Below are 21852 nucleotides of genomic sequence, written 5' to 3' on the forward strand. Positions count from 1 at the left end.
ATTTTTGTATGTAATTTTTTAGCGATTTAAATGAAGTATCGTATTAGTTGATTTAACGCTTTATTAGTTAACAATAACTCCATTGTATAGCCTCATGATAAAACATACAATAAAGAAGAGAGGAGAGTTCCTATGAGAATGAACATTGGCCCTATTATTACGGAAAAAAGAAAAGAGAAAAAGATTACGCAGCAGGAGCTGGCAGATTTTATTGGTGTTTCCAAGGCTTCTGTTTCCAAATGGGAGACAGGGCAAACATACCCGGATATCACCTCTCTTCCCATGCTTGCTGCATATTTTAATGTAAGTATTGATTCCTTGCTGGGATATGAATCACAGCTGGATCCAAAAGAGATTCAGCATATATATGCTTCATTAAAGGGTGCCTTTGAAACAAAGCCGGCAGAGGATGTCTTAGTTTCCATCAGAAGTTTTATCCGTAGATATTATTCCTGCTATCCATTTATACTGCAAATGGGGCTGCTTATCATGAATCATATTGACCGCCTTCCCGGAGAAGACGGGGAGGAAAAAAATCAACGCTATATGAACGAGGCAAAGGATTTATTTGTTCATGTCCGTACACAGGCAAAAGATCCAGAACTGATTACAAAGGCTTTTAAGCTGGAAGCCTATTCATTATTTACGTTAAAAGAGGCAGACCAGGTTTTAGAAATTCTTGGTGAATATCCTCCTGGTATTTTTCCTGTGGAAAGCTTAATTTCAGGAGCCTTCCAAATGAAAGGAGAGACAGATCGGGCAATTGGAACGCTTCAAAGTGCATTATTTCAGTACGTTATTATCGTAATGAGTGCATTTACAAATTATTTGCAGCTATTAATAGAATCACCTGATAAATTTAAAGAGACTGTTCAAAGAGGAAAAGCAATTGCAGATACCTTTGAACTCGCTCCGTTACATCCGGTGGCTTTGATGAATTTTCAATTATCAGCTGCTTTTGGTTATGCACAAATAAAAGAGGAGCATGCGGCACTCTCTATGCTGGAGGAATTTACAGAGGTAATAAAGGAAATCAGCTTCCCGGTAGTTCTTCATGGTGACGATTATTTTGATCAAGTAGATGACTGGTTTAATAATCTGGATATCGGCAATCAGATGCCAAGAGACTCTATGCTGGTAAAAGAAAATTTTATAAGTGCAGTTGTAGATAATCCTTTATTTTTAAATTTACAGGAAAAAGAAAGATTTCAGCAGATAAATATGCAATTAAAGCGCCTGTTGGAAAGTGAGGAAGGAAAATGAATGGTATTTCATTTTTAATGGATCATTTACCACTATTAATACCGCTGATTATACTGCAATTTACGCTGATGATTACAGCACTGGTTCATGTGATAAAGCATCCAAATTACCGGTTCGGCACGAAAGGTATGTGGATTTTTATTGTTGTGATTCTACAACTCATTGGTCCTGTTTTTTATTTCGTGTTTGGGAAAGGAGATAATGAATGAATATTATAGAGGTAAAGAATGTTTCTAAAAGCTTTGGCTCCAAGCAGGTTCTGGACGGACTTCATTTAGGCGTTCCCACTGGTTCCATATTCGGCTTTGTAGGAGGAAATGGGGCAGGTAAAACAACGACGATGAAGCTGATTTTAGGACTTGAGGAAACGACAAGAGGAGATATATTTGTCGGAGGAGAAAAAGTAACCTTTGGAAACACAAAAACGAACCGAATCACAGGTTATTTATCAGATGTTCCAGAATTTTATCCGTACATGTCTGCAGAAGAATATTTAACATTCTGTGGTGAAATCACTGGATTAAAAAAAGCAGAACAAAAACAGAGAATAAAAGAAACTCTGGCACTGGTAGGTCTGGAAGGAAATAAAAAGAGAATTAAGGGCTTTTCCAGAGGAATGAAACAGCGGTTAGGTATTGCGCAGGCAATGTTAAATAATCCGGAATTACTTATTTGTGATGAGCCGACTTCTGCGTTAGACCCTGAGGGAAGAAATGAATTCTTAGAACTCCTGGCATCTTTAAAAGGGAAAATGACCATTTTATTTTCTACTCATATTTTAGGAGATGTGGAGCGTATCTGCGATTATGTAGGAATTTTAGATGAAGGAAAGCTGAAGGTAAGTTCATCGATAGAAGAGTTGAAGCAAACCTATGCGAAACCGCAAATAGAATTATTTTTTGATGAAGTGGCAAATTTTTCTGCTCTTGCTGCAGAGCTTAATGCTTTAAAAGAGCAAGGAGTCATTACAGAGGTTGAGAAGATAAACAAACGGAATCAGGTTATTATTTCTTATAATAAAGATTATGCAGAGACAGCTGCAGCGCTTTTAGAAAGCTTGATAGCTAAAAAAACGATGCCGATTTCTTTAAGGAAAATGAATCCTTCTCTGGAATCTATCTTTTTGGAGGTGATTCAATGAAAAATATCTATTACTTTTCCAAAAAGGAATTTTTAGAAAGCTGGCGTACATCCAAATTATTTATAGTAATGATTTTTTTTCTTATTTTAGGCATTATGAATCCGTTGATAGCGATATTAACACCGGATATTATCGAGATAAGCTTTGGGGGTGCACTGCCGGTGAATATCCCGGAACCGTCCTCTCTGGATTCCTGGGGGCAATTTTATCAAAGCATGACCCAAATGGGGTTAATCGTGATTACGCTTTTGTTCAGTGGAACAATGAGTGGGGAAGTAAGCAAAGGTACGCTGGTTAATCTTGTTACAAAAGGATTAAAGCGATCTACTGTCGTGATTAGTAAAAGTATTTATTTAATTCTTCAATGGACTCTTTGTATGTTTTTAGCATTTTTTGTGACCTGGGTCTATACGCTTTATTATTTTACGGATGATAACAGCCCGCATGTTTTTCTGGCAGTTCTTCCATTATGGATCTTTGGAATCTTATTAGTAACAGCGATACTTTTAACCTCTACCATCTCCAGAAACAGTTATGAGGGCTTGTTGCTGACAGGAGGGTTTGTGGTCCTTTTATTTATCGTGAATATCTTTGATAAATTAAAACATTATAATCCCATTACACTTACTAGTGAAAATATTAACTTCCTGCAGGGGACTTCCAGCTTAGGCAATTATATGCCTGCAATGCTTATTTCTATTTCCTTATCTTTGTTATTTCTCTATCTATCGATTGTTATTTTAAACAAAAAGAAACTGTAGCCGCTTTGGGCAGGGAGGAACAATATTGCTCCTCCTTACTCCAGGTATCACTTTATAATAATTTTAAACATCGTGCCTTTTCCAACCTCACTTTTCATCTCTACCCTGCCGCCATGCGCCTGAATAATATCCCTTGAAATAGCTAATCCAAGACCTGTACCGCGTGATGTTGTATTGGTGCCCCGGTAATAACGGTCAAAAATTTGTGCCTGTTCTTCTTTTTTTATTCCTCTTCCATTATCACGGATAATAATGCTGTTTTCTGCTACTTCTACTGTCACTTTTACATCGTTATCATTATGGATTAAGGCATTTAAAATAAAATTTAATAAAGCTCTTTTCATTAAATGCTGGTCAATCTCCCAGGTTAACTCAGGTGCATTACTGCTAAAGTCAATTTCATGTGTTTGAAATTGCGGATCATTCAATAAATCAATAATTATTTTTCTGACAAAGCCTTCTATCCGGGTTTCCTGAAGATTAAGTGACATATCCTGGTTTCTGAGGCGCATGGTCAGATTAAAATCATCCAGCAGCTCTTTCATATAAAGCGATTGGCGTTCAATAACCCCGGCATATTCCAATCTTTCCTCTGGAGAAATTTCGTCATTGCGCAGCAGTTCCGCATAACCGCGGATGGATGCGAGCGGTGTTTTAATATCATGAGAAACATTGCTGATCCATTCATTGCGCATTTGCTCCAGCTTTTGCCGTTCATTTTCATGTGCCTGCAAGGTTTCAGATACATCATTTAAGTTGGCGAATACACGCTTAAAGACTCCGGGCCGTTTCATCTTTTTTGGCTGAAACTTTCTTTCCTTCAGTTCGCTGATCCGTTCGATTATCCGCGAGACAGGCTTTGTCAGCACAGTACTGAACAGAAATCCGACAATAAAGGCGATAATTAAGTCAACGATAACAATTGCGCCTAAGAACTGGGAAGCATACGTGAATACCTGCTGCGGATCCGCCATAATGATTGTCCGTTGCTGCTTGGAATCTGGAACGCCGACAATATAGCTGTAGCCCTCATATTCTCCAATAAAATATGTGTTCAAATCATTATCCATATATTTGTATTTATGAACTAATTCTACAGGTGTATAATGTGTGGCAGCACTTTCTGGTGCGTATTCATCCGAGATAACATTCCCATTTTCATCCAATATCTGCAGCCAGGCTCCAAAGCGGGTCAGTGCATCCTTTCCTTTTTCTGAGACAACAGGAACACCGTCTTCGATTGACAAATTATAATAGAAGGCGCGGGTAAAGTTTTCCCCTGTGTCATGTATAATATCTTCCGGATCTTCATTATGCTGGGAAAGTAATAACGCAATCAGAATAACTGTATTAACAATACTGACGATAAAGACAATACTGAGAATGGAAATAAGATAGCGGATGGTCAGTTTCCATTTCATGATGTATTTGCTCCTTTTTCAAATTCAAAAAATATATAACTCCTTAACTGTGCGGGATATAAAGTTTTATGGATTAAAACGATATCCCAGTCCTTTTACAGTAACAATATAGGCAGGGGCTGACGGGTTTTCTTCAATTTTTTCCCGCAGTCTGCGGATATGTACCATTAAAGTGTTATCAGCTCCATAAAATTCTTCGCCCCATACCGTTTCAAATAACGTTTCCTTGCTTAAAATATGCTTTGGATTGCGCATAAAGCAGGCCATTAACCCTACCTCTTTAGCTGTCAGCTCTAAGACCTCCCCATCCTTGCTTATTTCCGTTTCATCCCCGTTGATTGTAAAGACACCGATATTTTTATCTGCTTTTGCTGGTGCATGAGAGCTTGCTGCTTCCATAGTGTAAATGCCCGCCCGGCGCAACTGGGCTTTGACACGGTAAGCCATCTCTTTTGGACTGAATGGTTTGGTAATATAGTCATCACCGCCGATAGCAAGTCCGAGTATTTTATCTATTTCGTCTGATTTAGCGGACAAAAACAGGATTGGAATACGAGATGTTTCACGGATTTTCCGGCATAAATCATACCCCTCCCCATCTGGGAGCATGACATCTAATATTGCCAAATCCGGCTCAAATTTAGTAAATTGCAGCCACCCTTCTTTGATTGAGCCAGCTGTGGCAATTTCCGTCATCCCCTCTTTTTGAAGCGCTGTTTTCATTAATTGACATAAATCCTGTTCATCATCAACAATTAATATTTTTGGCTTTTCCATGTAAAGTCCACACCTTTCTTGTTTTATGTATAGTGAATTCGTTTTTATTATTGGCTAAAAAGTTGAATTATTACTATCTTAACAGGAAATCATCAACTATGAGTGTGATTTAAACATTTTGTAAGGTTGTATTGATGGCTGTTTAAGGATGGGGGGCTATAGTAAAGGTATAGAAAGTTTACAGCATATATAAAGAGGTGCATAAATAATGGAGCATTTATTAAAAGTAAATGATGTAGAAAAAATATATGGAAAAGGCGCTAATTCATTTCAAGCGCTAAAAGATATTTCCTTTACCATTGATCATGGAGAATTTGTTGGTGTTATGGGGCCTTCTGGCGCAGGGAAATCGACGCTTCTCAATGTATTAGCAACCATCGATACTCCGACAAAAGGTGATATTTATGTGGAGGAAGACAATATTGCCAAGATGAAAGAGGATAAGTTAGCAGACTTCCGTCGAGATCATTTGGGATTTATTTTCCAGGATTATAATTTATTAGATTCTTTAACAGTGCGGGAAAATATCCTGCTGCCATTAGCAATTGCTAAACAGCCGGCGAAGGAAATTGAAGAAAAGGTAAACACTATTTCCAGGACCTTTGGTATAGAGGATTTATTGGATAAGTATCCTTATCAAATTTCTGGCGGTCAAAAGCAGCGTACGGCTTCCTGCCGAGCACTGGTATCGAACCCAAAGATCATTTTTGCAGATGAGCCGACAGGTGCCCTTGATTCCAAATCAGCTACAGATTTATTAGAAAGCTTAAGCGGTCTGAATAAAGAGCATGAAACAACAATTATGATGGTAACTCATGATGCTTATGCAGCGAGCTTTTGCAGGCGTATCCTGTTTATAAAAGATGGAGGTCTTTCGCAGGAGCTTATCCGCGGAACGTGCACAAGGAAGGAATTCTTCCAGATGATATTAGATGAATTGGCAGAAGTAGGCGGTGACGGGAATGACCTTGTTTGAGTTAGCATTAAAAAATATTCGCAGAAATATGAAGAGCTATGGATTATATATCGGCTCCACGATTTTCTCAATTATTATTTATTTTACCTTTGCGATGTTAAAGCATAGTGATGATATCAGCGGATTAGCAGAGACATCGAAACAAATGCAGGCGGTAATGAGCGCCTCAGCCTTTGTACTGATGATTTTTGTTGCAATTTTTATTCTGTACTCTAATTCCTTTTTTATGAAAAAAAGGAAGAAAGAAGTTGCTCTCTATTCTTTACTTGGTGTACGCAAACGGTCTATCGGTTTTTTACTATTCTTTGAGAATATCGTAATCGGACTGGTTGCTTTAGTTGTGGGTGTGGGTTTAGGCTTCTTGTTGTCTCAAGCTTTATTATCCCTTTTATTAAAGTTAATGGGATTATCTCTTTCTGTCGGTTTTGCATTTTCGATGCAGGCAGTTATTGAGACAGTGATTGTTTTCTTCCTTATTTTCTTAGTTACTTCTCTGCTTGGCTATCGAGTTATTTATAAGTTTAAACTGATTGATTTATTCCATGCTGAGAAACAAGGAGAAGCGCAGCCGAAAGCACGCGTCGTCTCAGCAATAATTGGAGTAATTGCTTTAGCTGCTGCTTACTGGCTGGCTCTGCAGGACTTAATGACTTCTTCTGTCTGGCGGATATTTGGCTTGGCGATGCCGCTTGTAATTATTGGCTTGACAGTTTTAGGATCATATCTATTATTTAGCAGTGTTCTTGTTTATGTTTTAAATCTATTGAAGAAAAGAAAAAGTTGGGCTTGGAAAGGGCTTAATCTAATGACATCTTCCCAGCTTCTTTATCGGATTCGCGGGAACGCAAAAACATTAACGATTATCGCAACATTAAGTGCAACAACTATTACAGCAGGCGGAGCGATATTCGGTACGTATTATAATACAGAAAAAAGTGTGGAAGAAAATATACCTTTCTCCTTTATGTGGGAAGGGGAGGAACAAGATATAGATACGGAAATAGTTGAAGATGCTGTCAGCTTTGAAGCAAAGGATATTGTTGTACCAGGAGAAACTTATGATCAGTCCTATTATGTCATTGATGAAGAAACATTTATGAAATTGACAGAAGCGCTTGGCTGGGATGTTGGAAACGTCGATTTGGAACAAGATGAGGCAGTGATGATTGACCCTTATTTTGATGAACGGTGGAAGGATAAAGTCGACACAGTTGAAATAGATGATGACGAAAAAACAGTGGACCAGTTTTATGAAAAACCATTGTTTAATGCTCCTACCTTACCGGGAACAGTCTTAGTTGTTGATGATGCGTCTTTTCAAGAATTGGATGGAGAAAATGCCATTTATCAGGCAGTACAGACTGCCAACTATAAGGATCATTTAGAACTTTCTAAAGAGCTGGAAGCTAAAACAGAAAGATTCTCCAGTGCAGTGCAAAGCTATCAGGATTCCATTGAGGCTTCCGGTGCGATGTTATTTGTCGGCAGCTTTTTAGGATTAGTATTTTTAGTGGCTACTGGCAGTATTATCTTCTTTAAAATGATGACAGAAGCAGAAGAAGATAAGGATAAGTATGCTGTTTTATATAAAATTGGTGTTTCTAAAAAGGAAATGAAAAAAACAATCCGTTATCAGGTCGGTCTCATTTTTCTGGCACCGCTAATGTTGGGATTAACACATGGTACAGTTGCCTTGATGGCATTTTCTAATCTATTGCAAATGAACCTGTGGGAGCCGGTTATTATTTGGATGGCGGCTTATACAATGATTTATATTTTATACTACGTGATCACAGTCAGGGGATTTAATAAAACAATCACTCAGACTGTCACACAGGAGGGGTAAAATGAAGAAAATAGTAGCTTTGGTGGTTGGTGTAGTAGTCTTATTTGTGGCTGCTGTAGTTGTTTTGATGACAGTAGACTTTAACAGAGCAGGAAAAGACAATGTTTATGTGCAGGTTGGTGAACCAATAAGCGCAGAAGAAGATAAGCTGGATACAGGGGAGATAATGAACACTTATTGGTATGAGCAGCCTGCTTATACAGAAAATGGAGAAGAAATTCAAGTTAGATTCTCTGCACAAAAAGAATTGCGTCAAGGAGCATATCTCATGCTCTATGTGAATAAGGATGATGAGGTTTCTTCGTATGATGAAGTGAAAGAAGAGGAATTGCCGGCTGCTGTGAAAGAAGCGTTGTAGTTCGGCAGAGAGGAGTCTTATAAGGTATAAAGTATTTTTATACCTTATAAGACTTTTTATATTTTCCGGTATACCCGTTCTTTACTTCACTAAAGAAAGCCTTTATGCTTAAGAATAGATAAAGAAAGCGGGTTTAAAGGAGAAGATTTTATATGAAACCTAAAATCCAGGATGTTGCGAAGGTAGCTGGAGTTTCCCCAACAACGGTTTCCCGTGTATTAAATGACAGAGGATATATCAGCAGTAAAACGAAAGAAAAAGTGTTTGAAGCAATGAAGGAAATCAATTATGTACCCAATGACCTTGCGCGTTCCTTGTATAACAAGCGCAGTTATTTAATCGGTGTGATTGTTCCTTCCACCAGCAATCCCTTTTTTGGAGAATTAGTTGCTTATATTGAAAATATTTGTGATGAAAGAGGCTATAAAGTTCTGCTCTGTAATAGTCTTCATGAAGCAGATAAAGAGAAGAAATATTGGGAAATGCTGCGTCGCAATCAGGTGGATGGTGTAATTGTGGTTACTTATAATCGCGGATTGATAGATAAGAAACAGCAATTTCCTGCAGTTGCAATTGACCATTATTTAGCAGAGAATATTCATGTTGTCAGCTCAGACAACTTTCAAGGGGGAGAAATGGCGAGCAGAGAGCTGATAAAAGCAGGATGCAAAAAAATTATTCATATTAATGGAGATGCCAGCTTGGAAACACCGGCAAATAATAGACAATACGCATATGAAAAAGTGATGCAGGAGGCTGGAAGAACTGCGGAAACCTATCATATTCCTGATGTTGCCTTTTTAGAGAGTAATATTGATATCATCAAACAGCTTTTCAAGGAGCGTCCAGATGTAGATGGTATTTTTGCTAGTGATGATTTGCTGGCTGTCCGTACAATGCAGTATGCTGAAAGTCTGGGTTATCGTGTACCGCAGGATTTAAAAATTATCGGTTATGATGGGACATGTCTAATCCGTTCCATTTATCCTAAGTTAACGACGATTATTCAGCCTACATATCAAATCGCGGAAAATGCTGTAGAGACATTGATTCAGGAGATTGATGGAAAAACGCATGATACGAAAGAAAAAACATTCCCGGTTTCCCTTTGGAAAGGAGAAACAACAGGGGAATAAAAGTAAAAGAATATTTCTCAATCTACTTTTAGAAAAAATAAAAAAGCAACGCAGTAAGAAAAATCTGCTATAATAATCAAACATATAACAGAGATAGGAGTGTTATCCAAGATGATAGGAGCAATTGAAGCAGGTGGAACAAAGTTTGTATGTGCAGTAGGGAATCCGGACGGCACTATATTAGATCGAACTGCTTTTCCAACAACAACACCGGAAGAGACATTAGCAAAAGTGGAGGAATTCTTTTCGAAGCATAAAATTGAAAAATTAGGAGTAGGAGCTTTCGGGCCAATCAATTTGCGTGCAGGCAGTGATAATTATGGTGCGATTGAAAATACGCCTAAAATTCCTTGGCGTTACTATCCGCTTATGGAAGAGCTTGAAAAACGCTTTAATGTCCCTGTAGCAATCAATACAGATGTTGTTGTTGCTAGTATGGGAGAATATGAATATGGTATTGGAAAAGATGTCTCGAGCTGTCTTTACATAACAGTAGGTACAGGTATCGGAGCAGGTCTTGTTCAAGATGGGAAACCATTCCAGGGGAAAAACCATTCAGAAATGGGACATGTTTTATTAAAAAAACATCCAGAAGATACATTTGAAGGAGCATGCCCAAGTCATGGCACGTGTTTAGAGGGGCTGGCTGCAGGACCGGCAATTGAAGCCCGTTATGGCCGAAAAGGAGCAGACTTGGCTGATCAGGATCATGTCTGGGAAATAGAAGCGTATTATCTTGCGCAGGCAATAATGGACTATTTTGTTATACTTTCACCAGAAAAAATCATTCTCGGCGGAGGAGTGATGAAACAGGAAAAGCTCTACCCAATGATTCGTGAAAAATTTATGGAATTATTGAATGGCTACATTGAAGTGGAAAATGTAGATGAGTTAATTGTTGCTCCAGGATTGAATGATGAACAGGGTGTCAAGGGCTGTATTGCTCTGGCAGTAAAACAATAATTTTAGTGGAGATGAATCAAAGGCTGAGAGTATTGCCGGATTCATCTTTTTTAATTCTCAGGAGATTATTAAACTATTTATAAAAAAGCTGTACCCACATTTGAATGATAGATTCTTATTTTGAAAGAGGACTAGAGGGGGGAATAGAAAAGCTGTCAAAAAAAGCAATCAAAAAGTGAGCAGCTTCTTCACAGAAGTTTCACTTTTCTATTACTTAAAAATAATTTATGAATATTTATGTCAACCGGTTGACATATTTATTGAAATATAAGATGATAGTACATAGAAATTACTGATACCGTTTTCAATGGTTTTCATAAATATAAGATAATTTTAAGAGAGGGAGATTTTAATGTCATATCAAGAAAAACATCGTCCACAGCTTCATTTCACACCAAAGGAAAACTGGATTAATGACCCGAACGGCCTTGTTTACTATGAGGGAGAGTATCATTTATTTTATCAGCGCAACCCGAATGCTAATGATCATGCAGATATGCACTGGGGACACGCAACAAGCACAGACCTGTACCATTGGGAAGAACATGGGATTGCTTTAGCTCCAGATGAATTAGGAACGATATTCTCCGGATCAGCAGTCGTAGATAAAAATAATACAAGTGGCTTGTTTGAAAACGGTTCCGGAGGATTGGTCGCAATATTTACACATGATGGCGAGAGTCAGCAGCAAAGTATCGCCTACAGTAAAGATAAAGGAAGAACTTGGACAAAGTATGAAGGGAACCCAGTTATTCCAAATACAAAAATAAAGGATTTTCGTGATCCAAAGGTTTCCTGGCATGAAGACAGTGAGCAATGGGTAATGGTATTAGCGTGTGGAGACCATATTCAGTTTTATGGTTCACCTAATTTAATTAATTGGACATATCTATCGTCATTTGGAAAAGAATATCCTTCCCATATCGGTGTTTGGGAATGTCCAGACCTGCTTTATTTACCGGTAGAGAACAGCTCTAAAAAGGAATGGGTTCTTATTGTAAGCATTAATGATGATGGGCCTAATGGAGGTTCGGCAGTTTATTACTTTACGGGAAGCTTTGATGGAAAAGAATTTCATCCGAATGAAAAATCGGAGGATGCCTTAAAATGGGCAGACACAGGAAAAGACTTTTACGCGGCAGTCAGCTGGGATAATACAGAAGACACGTACTGGATTGGCTGGATGAATAATTGGCAGTACGCAGGGGTTGTTCCTGTATCTCCTTGGCGCAGTGCAATGAGTCTGGTGCGGAAGATGTCTTTAAATGAAGTAGGTGGAGATCTTTTCTTAAAGCAAGAACCGATTATCACAGATAACAATAAAGAAGTAATATCTTATCAGAATATAGACATTCAGACGGATACGACAAAAAGCTATGGAATTAGTGATACTGGACAAGTAAATCTACAGATTTCTAAAACGTCAGCCAGCACGAAATGGGGCATGAAATTTGTTACAGATCAAAATGAAGTATTCTGTTTAGAACTCAATAAAGCGGAAGACACCTATACGCTCTACCGTACTGAAGGATTAACCGACTTTTCAGAGGATTTTCCGGAAGAAATAAAAGGCAGCTTACACGGCTTGGATGTTCAGGAGCTGCAAGCGATTATTGACAGATCATCCGTAGAGATATTTTTAAATAAAGGATTGAGCGTATCTACAAATTTGATTTATCCAAAAGGAACAGTAGTGCAACTGGAAATATTCACTGTAAATGAAGCATTGCAGATAGAAAATATAACATGTACAAACCTGAATTCTATTTGGAAATAATATCGGCTGGGTAGTGGAGTAAAACTGCTCCTCCCCCAGTATATAAAGAAAGGATCTTATAGAAATGGATTTTTTAAAGAACAGTAAGTATTGGTTTTCATCCGGTTATCTCTTTTTCTTCTTTATTACGTGGTCTATCTGGTGGTCCTTCTATGCAATTTGGCTGAATAACAGTCTTGGATTGACTGGCGCACAGGTAGGGACAATTTATTCGTTCAACTCATTCTTTTCTTTATTCTTTATGATTCTTTATGGGTATATGCAGGATAAGTTGGGCACGAAGAAAAATCTGGTCTGGTTACAGAGTGTGGTACTGGTTTTTATCGCCCCATTTGTTGTTTATGTATATGAACCTTTACTTTTAAATAATTTTTATGTTGGTGCAGCGGTCGGCGCTATCTATTTAGGAGCAGGCTTTATTGCCGGGGCAGGATTTTTGGAATCCTTTACTGAAAAACTGAGCCGTAAATACGATTTTGAATTTGGGAAAGCACGGATGTGGGGTTCCTTAGGCTATGCTGTTGCTGCCATCGGTGCAGGAGCATTAATGAGCATTAACCCGCATATTAATTTCTGGATTGCATCAGGAACAGGAGTTATCTTCCTTTTAATTAACGTATTTTTTAAGGTGGAAGTTTCCAAAACGGAAGAAAAAAGTGTTTCTAATATATCTATGAAAGATATCCGCTTTTTATTTTCAAATAAGGTATTCTGGTTTTTAATTATATATCTGTTTGGAACAGTATGTATTTATACAGTGTATGACCAGCAGCTCTTCCCAGTATACTTTGTAAGCTTGTTCTCCGGAGCTGGGGCCGATGGTAATACAGTTTATGGAATCTTAAACTCCGCACAAGTATTTGTGGAGGCCATCTTCTTATTCCTGGCACCGTTTATCGTTAACAAGGTCGGAATTAAGCGTTCTCTTGTATTAGCAGGGAGTATCATGGCATTCCGTATTATTGGTTCAGCAATGGTCACAGGCGGATTTGGTATTTCATTTATGAAAATGCTTCACGCAGTTGAATTACCAATCCTATTGATTGCAGTGTTTAAATATATCGCTGCGAACTTTGATGTACGGCTTTCTGCAACCGTTTATCTAATTGGATTTAAGGTATCGAGTGAAATTGGTGTTATTGTTTTTTCTGCATTAGTTGGCTGGATTTATGACCAGACCAGCTATGAGACAACATTTTATATTCTGGGTGCTATTGTAGTATTATTTGTTATCTTCTCGATTTTTGCATTGAATAACAATAATAAAGAACAAAAATTAGATGAGCATGAATTTGCGATGGCAAAAGATTAAATAAAAAGCGATGAACTGATTGCGCAGTTCATTGCTTTTTTCTATGCAGAAAAATGCATCTGCCGGAAGAACACAGGAATAATATTTGGCATTAAAAATTTTTTTGTAGAAAAAGAAGGAGTTTACGAATAAAAGGCGAAATTAACTATTTGGAAGGGTTTTCAAAATTAAAAAGAAATCATTTAAGTGTTGTTCTCTTTGAAGAACTTTTTTTATAAAGTAATACATTATAACGTTATGATTTAAAGTGAGCAGCATATATTATGAAGGGGTGAAGACATTTGGATATTTTGTTTAAGGGCGATGTGGAAAATCTGCGCTCAGGAATTGAGGAATTACAGGATGCTTATGGATTTACTGTTGCGGAAAAAGGAGGAACAAAGCTGACGGGCAAGCAGGATAATCATGTCAAAGGGTTAATCGTAGAATTTGATAAAGGAGCCGGAACAATTACCTATCAGCAGCCATGTCATTTTTTCAGAGCGCTGGGTTTAGTTTTAGAAGAGTTAAACAAAGGAAATAAACAGATTAGTGTTCAGGAGGAGATGCAGTTTTCCAGTGTAGGACCTATGTTTGATCTATCGCGTAATATGACAATGAAGCTGTCTACTTTAAAGGATTTTATCCGGAAATTAGCGGTGATGGGTCATAATGCAGTCATGCTGTATATGGAGGATACATATGAAGTAGAAGAAGAGCCTTATTTTGGTTATATGCGCGGGCGCTATAGTGAAGAGGAGCTGCGGGAGCTGGATGATTATGCAAATCAATTTGGAATAGAGCTGATTCCTTGTATTCAGACTTTGGCGCATTTAGAGGAGTTTCTCAAATGGGATGCAGCTTATAAATATAAGGATACGCGGGGGGCTTTATTATTAGAGAGTGACGATACGTATAATTTATTGGACCGTATGATTGCTGCAGCAACAAGGCCTTTCCGGAGCAATCGTATTCATATCGGCATGGATGAAGCGGAAGAGGTAGGGCGTGGCAGATATTTAAATATCAATGGGTTTAAAAACCGCTTTGATTTAATGAAGGCACATTTGGATAAGATTGTGGAGATAACTGATAAATATCATCTGCATGCTGTAATGTGGAGTGATATGTTTTTAAAACTGGCTTCCGAAACAGGGGACAGCTATGACAAAACGACTGACTTACCAGAGTATATTGTTAATCAGCTGCCAGATAATGTGCAATATATGTATTGGCAGTATGCTCAAGCAGATAAAGAGCATTATAAGCGGATGCTGCAGCAATTGAAGCGTTTTGGCAGTACGCCGGCATTTGCTGGCGGCATGTGGGTGTGGAATACATTTGCCCCTAACTATCAAATTTCCCTGACTGCCAGTGAACCTGCACTTACTGTCTGCAAGCAGGAGGGCATTAAAGATGTTTTTGTGACACTTTGGGGAGATGATGGCTATGAGAACAATGTATACAATGCTCTTTATGGACTGCAATATTATGCTGAACATGCCTACCATCCAGAAATAGATGTAAATCATGTAAAGGAACGTGCTCTGTTTTGTACCGGAATTGATCCAGATGCACTTTTGGCGTTGAATAAAATGGATCAGCCGCCGGGTGTGGACAAAGGGAATATATTGCAGACCAATCCTTCTAAATTCTTATTATGGCAGGATGTGCTGCTGGGCTTATTTGATAAGCATGTTGAAAAGATGGACGTAGGAGTGTTTTATGAGCAGCTTGCGGAGGAAATCAGACAATATAATCAGCAGACCCCGGGTGGTTTCTTTGATGTGCCGCAAAAGCTTTGTCGGGTCCTTGCGAAAAAAGGAAATTTAGGTGTCGAATTGAAAGCAGCTTATGATGCAGCCGATAGAGAAAAACTGCAGGATATTGCCGGGAGAGTTATACCAGAGGTAATAGAGCGTGTGAAGACACTTCAAGCTGCTCATCGAAAGCAATGGCTATGCTTAAACAAACCTTTTGGCTGGGAAGTAATTGATATCCGTTATGGAGGATTATTACAACGGTTAGATACAGCTTGTGTACGAATCAATGAGTATATAAAGGGCGATGTGGATGAAATTGATGAGCTGGAGCAAGAGAGATTATATTACTCTCCAAATGTAGAGGAATCCAGCGGCTTAGGCTGGTGCAGTTATTATTACCGGATGGCTTCACCTAATGTATTCTTCCATGTACTGCCAATTTATTAAAAAGTCAAAATTACTCTAATTTTAGCTATGAGTATTTCAATAAGGAGGAAATCAGATGGATAATCAGTATACAGAAGTGCTTGTCGGCTGTTATGGAGAAGGTGGTTCAGCATGTATTCATTGGTTAAAAATACATGCTGAATCTGGTGAAATTGAACGTTTGGGAGAGAGGAACGGTATTGTTAATCCATCCTTTTTAGCGAAGCATCCGGTAAAAAATCGGGTGTATGCGGTCAGTGAAGTGGAAGATGGAGAAGTGGTCTGCTATGAACTGGATGATGAAAATCATCGTCTGAAAGAAGAAGGGCGTTTACCGACGCATGGTGGACCGTGTTACGCGGAGGTAAGTGACTGCGGAAATTATTTATTTGTCAGCAATTATTCAAGAGCCGGCGTTGTTGTTTATGCTTTGGATGAAAAGGGAGATCTGCAGAAAGAGGTGGAATATATTGATTTCACCTCTGCAAATAATCAAGACTCTCATATACATACAGTCCGGCAAATTCCAAAGACTTCTTTTGTTATCATGACAGATATTGGCGAAAGTAGATTATATATTTATCAATGGGATGAAAAGCAGATGCGTCTGTTTCCATCCCAAAGCATTACAATACCAGAAAAAGCCGGACCAAGGCATATCGCTTTTCATCCTGATATGCCAGTGCTGTATGTTGCCAATGAATATCAATCAAGTGTATTGGTATATCAGTATGTTGATCGGGCAGCTTCTATACAGTGCATTCAGGAAATTGAAACAGTAAATAATTTGAAGAATTATGGTGCAGAAATTCAATACTTTGATGGTAAAGTGATTACCTCTAATAGAGGATCAGATTCATTGACTCTTTTTCATGTGAGAGAAAATGGCAGATTGGAAAAAGAGATCTCTATTCCTGTAAGTGGAGAATGGCCCAGACATTTTTGTAGTAATCAATTGATAAATAATCAATTATTTGTTTGTAATCAGAATAGTAACAATATAACAGTCCTCCATCAAAAGAACGATACATATTCAATAACAAATGATACATTTATCATTCAAAAACCTGTGTGCATCATTGGTGTATAACTATTAAGATATCCTTTGATAAATTGATGTTAAAGCGTTTAGAGCTGGTTCTACAAAAAGAGACAAAAAATTTATCTTAATCATTATAATGTTATGTTGACACTTTGATAAAATAGTGATACTATTTTGAATAAGCAAAATAATATGCATCTAAGATTATTAATTTGAAAAAGGAGTGGTAGATTAAAAAGTGAAATATAGAAGGTATCTGATTGTAAAAGAAACTTCTATTAAAGCCGGCCGCAACTTACGGTGAACATAGAAGCCACCGCATTATGCGGGATCTCGTTTTACATTTTTTCTACTTAAAAAGGGGGTTCATTATGTTAAAGAAATTGTTTTTCTTAATAGCAACTCTTGTTTTTGTAAGCGCTTTATATGCATGCAGCAATGATGATGGCGGTGACAGCGATGGTAAAGAAGGAGAAGCAGCAAGCGGTGATAACGTCAATGCGGAAGGATTCCCGATTGTTGATGAAGAATTAGAGCTCACCTTCTTTGCGAACAAGCCCGCACAGAATGAAGGCAATGACTGGAATGATATTTTAATTTGGAATGAATACAGAGATCTAACAAATATTGATGTGAATTGGAATCTGGTTAGTCCTGATGCTTTAGAGGAAAATCGAAACTTAGCATTAGGAAGCGGAGACCTGCCGGATGCTTTCTTTTTAGCACAGCTGACGAATACAGATTTATTACGTTATGGTTCCCAAGGTTCTTTTTTAGCATTAAATGACTTAATCGATGAATATGCACCAAATTTAAAAGCACTTATGGAAACTGACCCGACAATTGAAAAAGCAATTACTTTCCCGGATGGCAATATTTATTCTATGCCGGCATTGATTGAAGAGGATTTCCTTTCTTTACGGCTGAGTGCAAGACCTTGGGTTAATGAGGAATGGCTGAATGAGCTGGATATGGATATTCCGGAAACAACTGGCGAATTCTATGAATACTTAAAAGCTGTAAAAGAACTTGACCCAGCAGGAAATGGATCAACAATTCCTTATGGCGGAACAGCAATTGTTGAGCTTGTTCAATGGCTTTCCGGATCATTTGGAGTAATGAATCATGGCCCATCAAATACAAACCTGGACTTAGATCCAAATGATGAATCACAAGTCCGTTACTATGCAACAACAGATGAATATAGAGAAATGATGGAATATATTAATATGCTTTATGAAGAAGGATTAATTGATCAGAGTATTTTTACGATTGAGTGGGGACAATTCCTTGCAAATGCATCAGATAATCTGTATGGAAGTATGATTTTCTATGATCCAATTGAGTTATTTGGAGACGAAATAGGGTCTCAGTATAATAGTTTAGCAGCTTTAGAAGGTCCAGACGGACACCAGTCTTATAATAAGCTTTCGTCCTCTGTATGGGATCCTTCTAACCTGGTTATTTCGAGTGATAACCCAAATCCAGAGGCAACTGTACGATGGATGGATTATTTCTACGGTGATGAAGGTGCAGAGCTTTACTATATGGGAGTCGAAGGGGAAACATTTGAAGTGGAAGATGGAGAGGCTGTTTATAGCGATCATATCTTAAATCCAGAAGGAGATATGACATTTGAACAAGCAATTGCCCAGGATTTAACATGGCTTGGTTCTATCAGCGGAATTATTAAAGAAGATTACTTCCAAGGTGGAGAAACAGCACCACAATCATTGGCAGCCGCTGAAAAAATCGAACCGCAGGTAATTGATGAGGTATGGCCAAGATTTACTTTCACAGATGAAGAAAACCGTATTCTTCAATCGACAGGTGAAGATATTAACAAGTATGTTGAAGAAATGCGCGACAAATTTATTACAGGCGATGAAGATTTAGATGGCTGGGATAACTATGTCCAAACGATTGAGCAGATGGGGATGGAAGAATTACTGGAGGTTTACCAGGCTGCATACGATCGTTATCAATCTAACTAAATTGTAGATAATTCGTTTCGCGGGGTGAGAGATCAGCATGTGTTCCTTAAAAGCATCCCGCTAAATATCACATCGAGAGGGCAGTATATCTCATGCCCTCTCTTTTTTAAGAGAATAAAAAAGTATAAAATGCTGAGGATAGCCCGCGGAAAGTGACTGCACGTAGCGGACCTCTCCACGGCAAGAACACCAGTATTTTAAAGACCAAGTGATTTTCTTGGTTTTTCTAAAGGAAATAATAGGAAAGCAGATATGTGATACAACATGAGTATGGGTTACATAAGACATGAAAACAGGATTTTGCTGCGATGATGTTCATAACCTGGTTGCAGTATTCCATATGAAGAAGGAGGTCTACTGAAAGATGGCAAAAGACCAATCCATACAAAGGGGTAAAAGGGCCACAATCAAGAAGAGTTTTCAGCGTAACTGGCAGCTTTACCTTTTCATGATGCCAGTCTTTTTGTACTTTTTTATATTTCATTATATTCCGATGTACGGCGTGCAGATTGCCTTTAAAGATTATTTTGCGACACTTGGTATCTGGGGAAGTGAATGGGTAGGATTTGAACATTTTGAGCGTTTCTTCAGCTCCTATTATTTTTGGAGGCTGCTCAAAAATACAATCATTTTAAACCTGTATATGCTTGTATTGTTCCCGCTGCCGATTATTTTAGCTCTGGCATTTAATGAACTCAGAAATGGTGCATTTAAAAAATGGACACAGACTTTAACTTACGCACCACATTTTATTTCTGTTGTAGTAGTTGTTGGAATGCTTGTAGCTTTTCTGGATCCAAATACGGGTTTAATAAACCACTTTCTGCGTGCACTTGGGGTAGATTCAATTCCATTTTTAACAAGCCCAGACTGGTTCCGCCATATCTTTGTATGGTCAGGCCAATGGCAGACACTTGGATGGAGTACGATTATTTATCTGGCTGCGCTGGCAGGTGTAAATCCGGAACTGCATGAAGCTGCAAAAGTAGATGGTGCAACGCGCATGCAGAGAATTTTGAGAATTAATATTCCAAGTATTATGCCGACAATTGTGATTCTATTTATTTTAAATATCGGGAATTTCATGCAAATTGGTTTTGAAAAAGTGCTCTTGATGCAGAATACACTAAACTCAGAGACTTCTGATGTTATTCAGACCTTTGTGTATGAGACAGGTATATTGGAAGGTCAATACAGCTTTGCTGCTGCTGTAGGATTATTTGAATCAGCTATTAATATTGTCCTTTTAATTACCGTAAACCAAATTGCACGTAAAGTCAGTGAGAACAGCCTATGGTAGGGAAGGAGATGCCTGATGTCAAAATTCAGTTTGTCGGATAAAGCGTTTGATCGAATCAATTTTCTATTCGTCCTGCTTATAACGTTAATCATTATTTATCCACTAATATTTGTGATTAGTGCGTCGATTAGTGATCCCCATGCTGTAAATACAGGAAAGATGTGGTTATGGCCGGTAGATGTGACATTTGAGGGCTTTCAACGTGTATTTCAGAATGATGCTATTTGGATAGGATATAAAAATACAATCCTTTACACAGCGGTCGGTGTTATTGTTCACTTGTTTGTTCTCTTACCGGCAGCCTATGCGTTATCACGGAAAGAATTAATGGGCAAGAAAGCCTGGCTGTGGTTTATATTATTCACCATGTTATTTAATGGCGGGTTAATCCCTACGTATTTAGTTGTCCGCAATCTGCAAATGCTGGATACTATGTGGGCAATTGTTATCCCTGGCGTAGTTGGTGCCTGGTCTATCTTAGTTGCAAGGACTTTCTTCCAGCAGACAATACCTGATCAGCTGGTGGAAGCAGCTAAAATTGATGGAGCAAGTGATATCTATTTATTTTTCAAAGTAGTTTTACCATTATCCATGCCGATTATTGCAGTTATGGCACTGTTCCACGGTGTCGCATTATGGAATCAATATTTTAACGCTCTGATTTATTTAAGGTCAGAAGATAAGTTTCCACTCCAGCTCATACTGAGGCAGATTCTCATACTGAATGAAGTAAGTGCTGATAGTGCTTCCAGTGCTGCAGGAAGCGCTCAATCCTTTGCAGATCAAATAAAGACGGCCTCTCTGGTGAAATATGCGGTTATTATTGTGTCAGCACTGCCGTTACTTATTGTTTACCCGTTTTTACAGCGCTTTTTTGTAAAGGGTGTATTGATCGGATCAGTGAAGGAATAAACCAGGGTCATGCCAGTCCATATTTTTAAAGAAAAGGAGAGATTATGATGGCAGAAGTAGCTCGTGGATATTATATATTTGCAATTTGGATAACCCGTCTTGCTTATCTGAATATATTATGGGTTCTATTTACGATTGCAGGTCTTCTTTTCTTTGGAATCATGCCTGCAACTGTTGCGATGTTTGCTATTGTCCGCAAGTGGCAGAGAGGCGAGGATGAGATTCCGGTTTTTACAACATTTTGGGGAGTTTATCGTAAGGAATTTTGGAAAGCAAACAGTATTGGAATAATTCTGCTTCTGCTTGGATATTTCTTTTCAATTCAATTTCAAATTCTCGGTGCACAGAGCGCATTGGTCTATCAGATGGCTCAATTTTCTATCGTTATCGTCTTTGCTTTATTGACTATGCTAGTAATTTATTTATTTCCAATCTATGTCCATTTTGATTTGAAAGCGATGCAATATTTAAAATGGCCGCTGATTGTATCTATTGTCCATCCGATTCTCACTGTGTTTTTACTAGCTTGTATCGGCTTGACCGGTTATTTTATCTTCCAAGTATTCCCGGCAGTGCTTTTCTTTTTTGGTGGCAGCCTTTCTGCTTACTTTATAACTTGGGGAGTATCTAAAACATTTTCCAAGTATGAAGCAGCAATATAAATAAAGAAATATAGAAATAAGAAATAGCATTGAGCGGAGGGGG

The 21852-nt window shown here is 38.2% G+C and carries 19 protein-coding genes; 17 read left to right on the forward strand and 2 right to left on the reverse strand.

Annotated elements, in window-relative coordinates:
• Nucleotides 1–132: 132 nt before the first annotated feature.
• Genes OSO01_RS17330 through OSO01_RS17345 form a run of 4 tightly spaced genes read left to right on the forward strand, consistent with a single transcriptional unit; the run spans nt 133 to nt 3165 of the window.
• Nucleotides 133–1263, forward strand: coding sequence for a helix-turn-helix domain-containing protein (locus OSO01_RS17330; protein ID WP_147211706.1), 1131 nt, complete (start codon nt 133–135; stop codon nt 1261–1263).
• A complete protein-coding gene (locus OSO01_RS17335; RefSeq protein ID WP_147211707.1) occupies nt 1260–1472 on the forward strand; it encodes a PLDc N-terminal domain-containing protein in 213 nt (70 codons plus the stop codon). The genes OSO01_RS17330 and OSO01_RS17335 overlap by 4 nt, the downstream gene beginning before the upstream one ends.
• Nucleotides 1469–2404, forward strand: a complete 936-nt coding sequence (locus OSO01_RS17340) for an ABC transporter ATP-binding protein (RefSeq protein ID WP_147211708.1) — start codon at nt 1469–1471, stop codon at nt 2402–2404. Before OSO01_RS17335 ends, OSO01_RS17340 begins: the two co-directional genes overlap by 4 nt.
• Nucleotides 2401–3165, forward strand: a complete 765-nt coding sequence (locus OSO01_RS17345; RefSeq protein WP_147211709.1) for an ABC transporter permease — start codon at nt 2401–2403, stop codon at nt 3163–3165. Before OSO01_RS17340 ends, OSO01_RS17345 begins: the two co-directional genes overlap by 4 nt.
• 47 nt (nt 3166–3212) lie before the next feature.
• On the opposite strand, the gene OSO01_RS17350 is transcribed toward OSO01_RS17345, so the two are convergent.
• Entirely contained in the window at nt 3213–4586 is a 1374-nt protein-coding gene (locus tag OSO01_RS17350; RefSeq protein ID WP_147211710.1) for a sensor histidine kinase, read from the reverse strand.
• Nucleotides 4587–4652: 66 nt separating this feature from the next.
• Entirely contained in the window at nt 4653–5363 is a 711-nt protein-coding gene (locus OSO01_RS17355) for a response regulator transcription factor (protein ID WP_147211711.1), read from the reverse strand.
• A 208-nt stretch (nt 5364–5571) separates the two neighbouring features.
• Here OSO01_RS17355 and OSO01_RS17360 point away from each other — a divergent pair, with 208 nt between their 5' ends.
• The 13 genes from OSO01_RS17360 (at nt 5572) to OSO01_RS17420 (ending at nt 21809) form a co-directional block, all read left to right on the forward strand.
• Nucleotides 5572–6339 (forward strand): ABC transporter ATP-binding protein, encoded by a 768-nt coding sequence (locus OSO01_RS17360; RefSeq protein WP_147211712.1) that lies wholly within the window; start codon nt 5572–5574, stop codon nt 6337–6339.
• Complete coding sequence (locus OSO01_RS17365) at nt 6326–8185, forward strand: FtsX-like permease family protein (protein ID WP_147211713.1); 1860 nt, start codon at nt 6326–6328, stop codon at nt 8183–8185. The genes OSO01_RS17360 and OSO01_RS17365 overlap by 14 nt, the downstream gene beginning before the upstream one ends.
• Nucleotide 8186: 1 nt before the next feature.
• Nucleotides 8187–8543: a YxeA family protein gene (locus tag OSO01_RS17370; RefSeq protein WP_147211714.1), complete on the forward strand. Its 357-nt coding sequence runs from the start codon at nt 8187–8189 to the stop codon at nt 8541–8543.
• Between the two features lie 152 nt (nt 8544–8695).
• A complete protein-coding gene (locus tag OSO01_RS17375; protein WP_147211715.1) occupies nt 8696–9679 on the forward strand; it encodes a LacI family DNA-binding transcriptional regulator in 984 nt (327 codons plus the stop codon).
• Nucleotides 9680–9790: 111 nt separating this feature from the next.
• Nucleotides 9791–10642 (forward strand): ROK family protein, encoded by an 852-nt coding sequence (locus tag OSO01_RS17380; protein ID WP_147211716.1) that lies wholly within the window; start codon nt 9791–9793, stop codon nt 10640–10642.
• 352 nt (nt 10643–10994) lie between these two features.
• Nucleotides 10995–12419 carry a glycoside hydrolase family 32 protein gene (locus OSO01_RS17385; protein ID WP_147211717.1) on the forward strand — a complete coding sequence of 475 codons (1425 nt, stop codon included), beginning with the start codon at nt 10995–10997 and terminating at the stop codon, nt 12417–12419.
• A 64-nt stretch (nt 12420–12483) separates the two neighbouring features.
• The gene (locus tag OSO01_RS17390; RefSeq protein ID WP_147211718.1) at nt 12484–13731 is read left to right on the forward strand and encodes an oligosaccharide MFS transporter; all 1248 of its coding nucleotides are present in this window, start codon (nt 12484–12486) and stop codon (nt 13729–13731) included.
• A gap of 281 nt (nt 13732–14012) precedes the next feature.
• A complete protein-coding gene (locus OSO01_RS17395) occupies nt 14013–15920 on the forward strand; it encodes a beta-N-acetylhexosaminidase (RefSeq protein WP_147211719.1) in 1908 nt (635 codons plus the stop codon).
• Between the two features lie 55 nt (nt 15921–15975).
• Entirely contained in the window at nt 15976–16989 is a 1014-nt protein-coding gene (locus tag OSO01_RS17400) for a lactonase family protein (RefSeq protein WP_147211720.1), read from the forward strand.
• Nucleotides 16990–17312: 323 nt separating this feature from the next.
• Nucleotides 17313–18935 carry an extracellular solute-binding protein gene (locus OSO01_RS17405; protein ID WP_246145201.1) on the forward strand — a complete coding sequence of 541 codons (1623 nt, stop codon included), beginning with the start codon at nt 17313–17315 and terminating at the stop codon, nt 18933–18935.
• A gap of 364 nt (nt 18936–19299) precedes the next feature.
• On the forward strand, nt 19300–20235 hold the full coding sequence (locus OSO01_RS17410; RefSeq protein ID WP_147211721.1) for an ABC transporter permease: 936 nt from the start codon (nt 19300–19302) through the stop codon (nt 20233–20235).
• Nucleotides 20236–20250: 15 nt separating this feature from the next.
• A complete protein-coding gene (locus tag OSO01_RS17415; RefSeq protein WP_147211722.1) occupies nt 20251–21147 on the forward strand; it encodes a carbohydrate ABC transporter permease in 897 nt (298 codons plus the stop codon).
• 47 nt (nt 21148–21194) lie between these two features.
• Nucleotides 21195–21809: a YesL family protein gene (locus OSO01_RS17420; protein WP_147211815.1), complete on the forward strand. Its 615-nt coding sequence runs from the start codon at nt 21195–21197 to the stop codon at nt 21807–21809.
• Nucleotides 21810–21852 lie beyond the last annotated feature (43 nt).

Source organism: Oceanobacillus sojae (assembly GCF_007991515.1).
Lineage (GTDB): Bacteria > Bacillota > Bacilli > Bacillales > Amphibacillaceae > Oceanobacillus > Oceanobacillus sojae.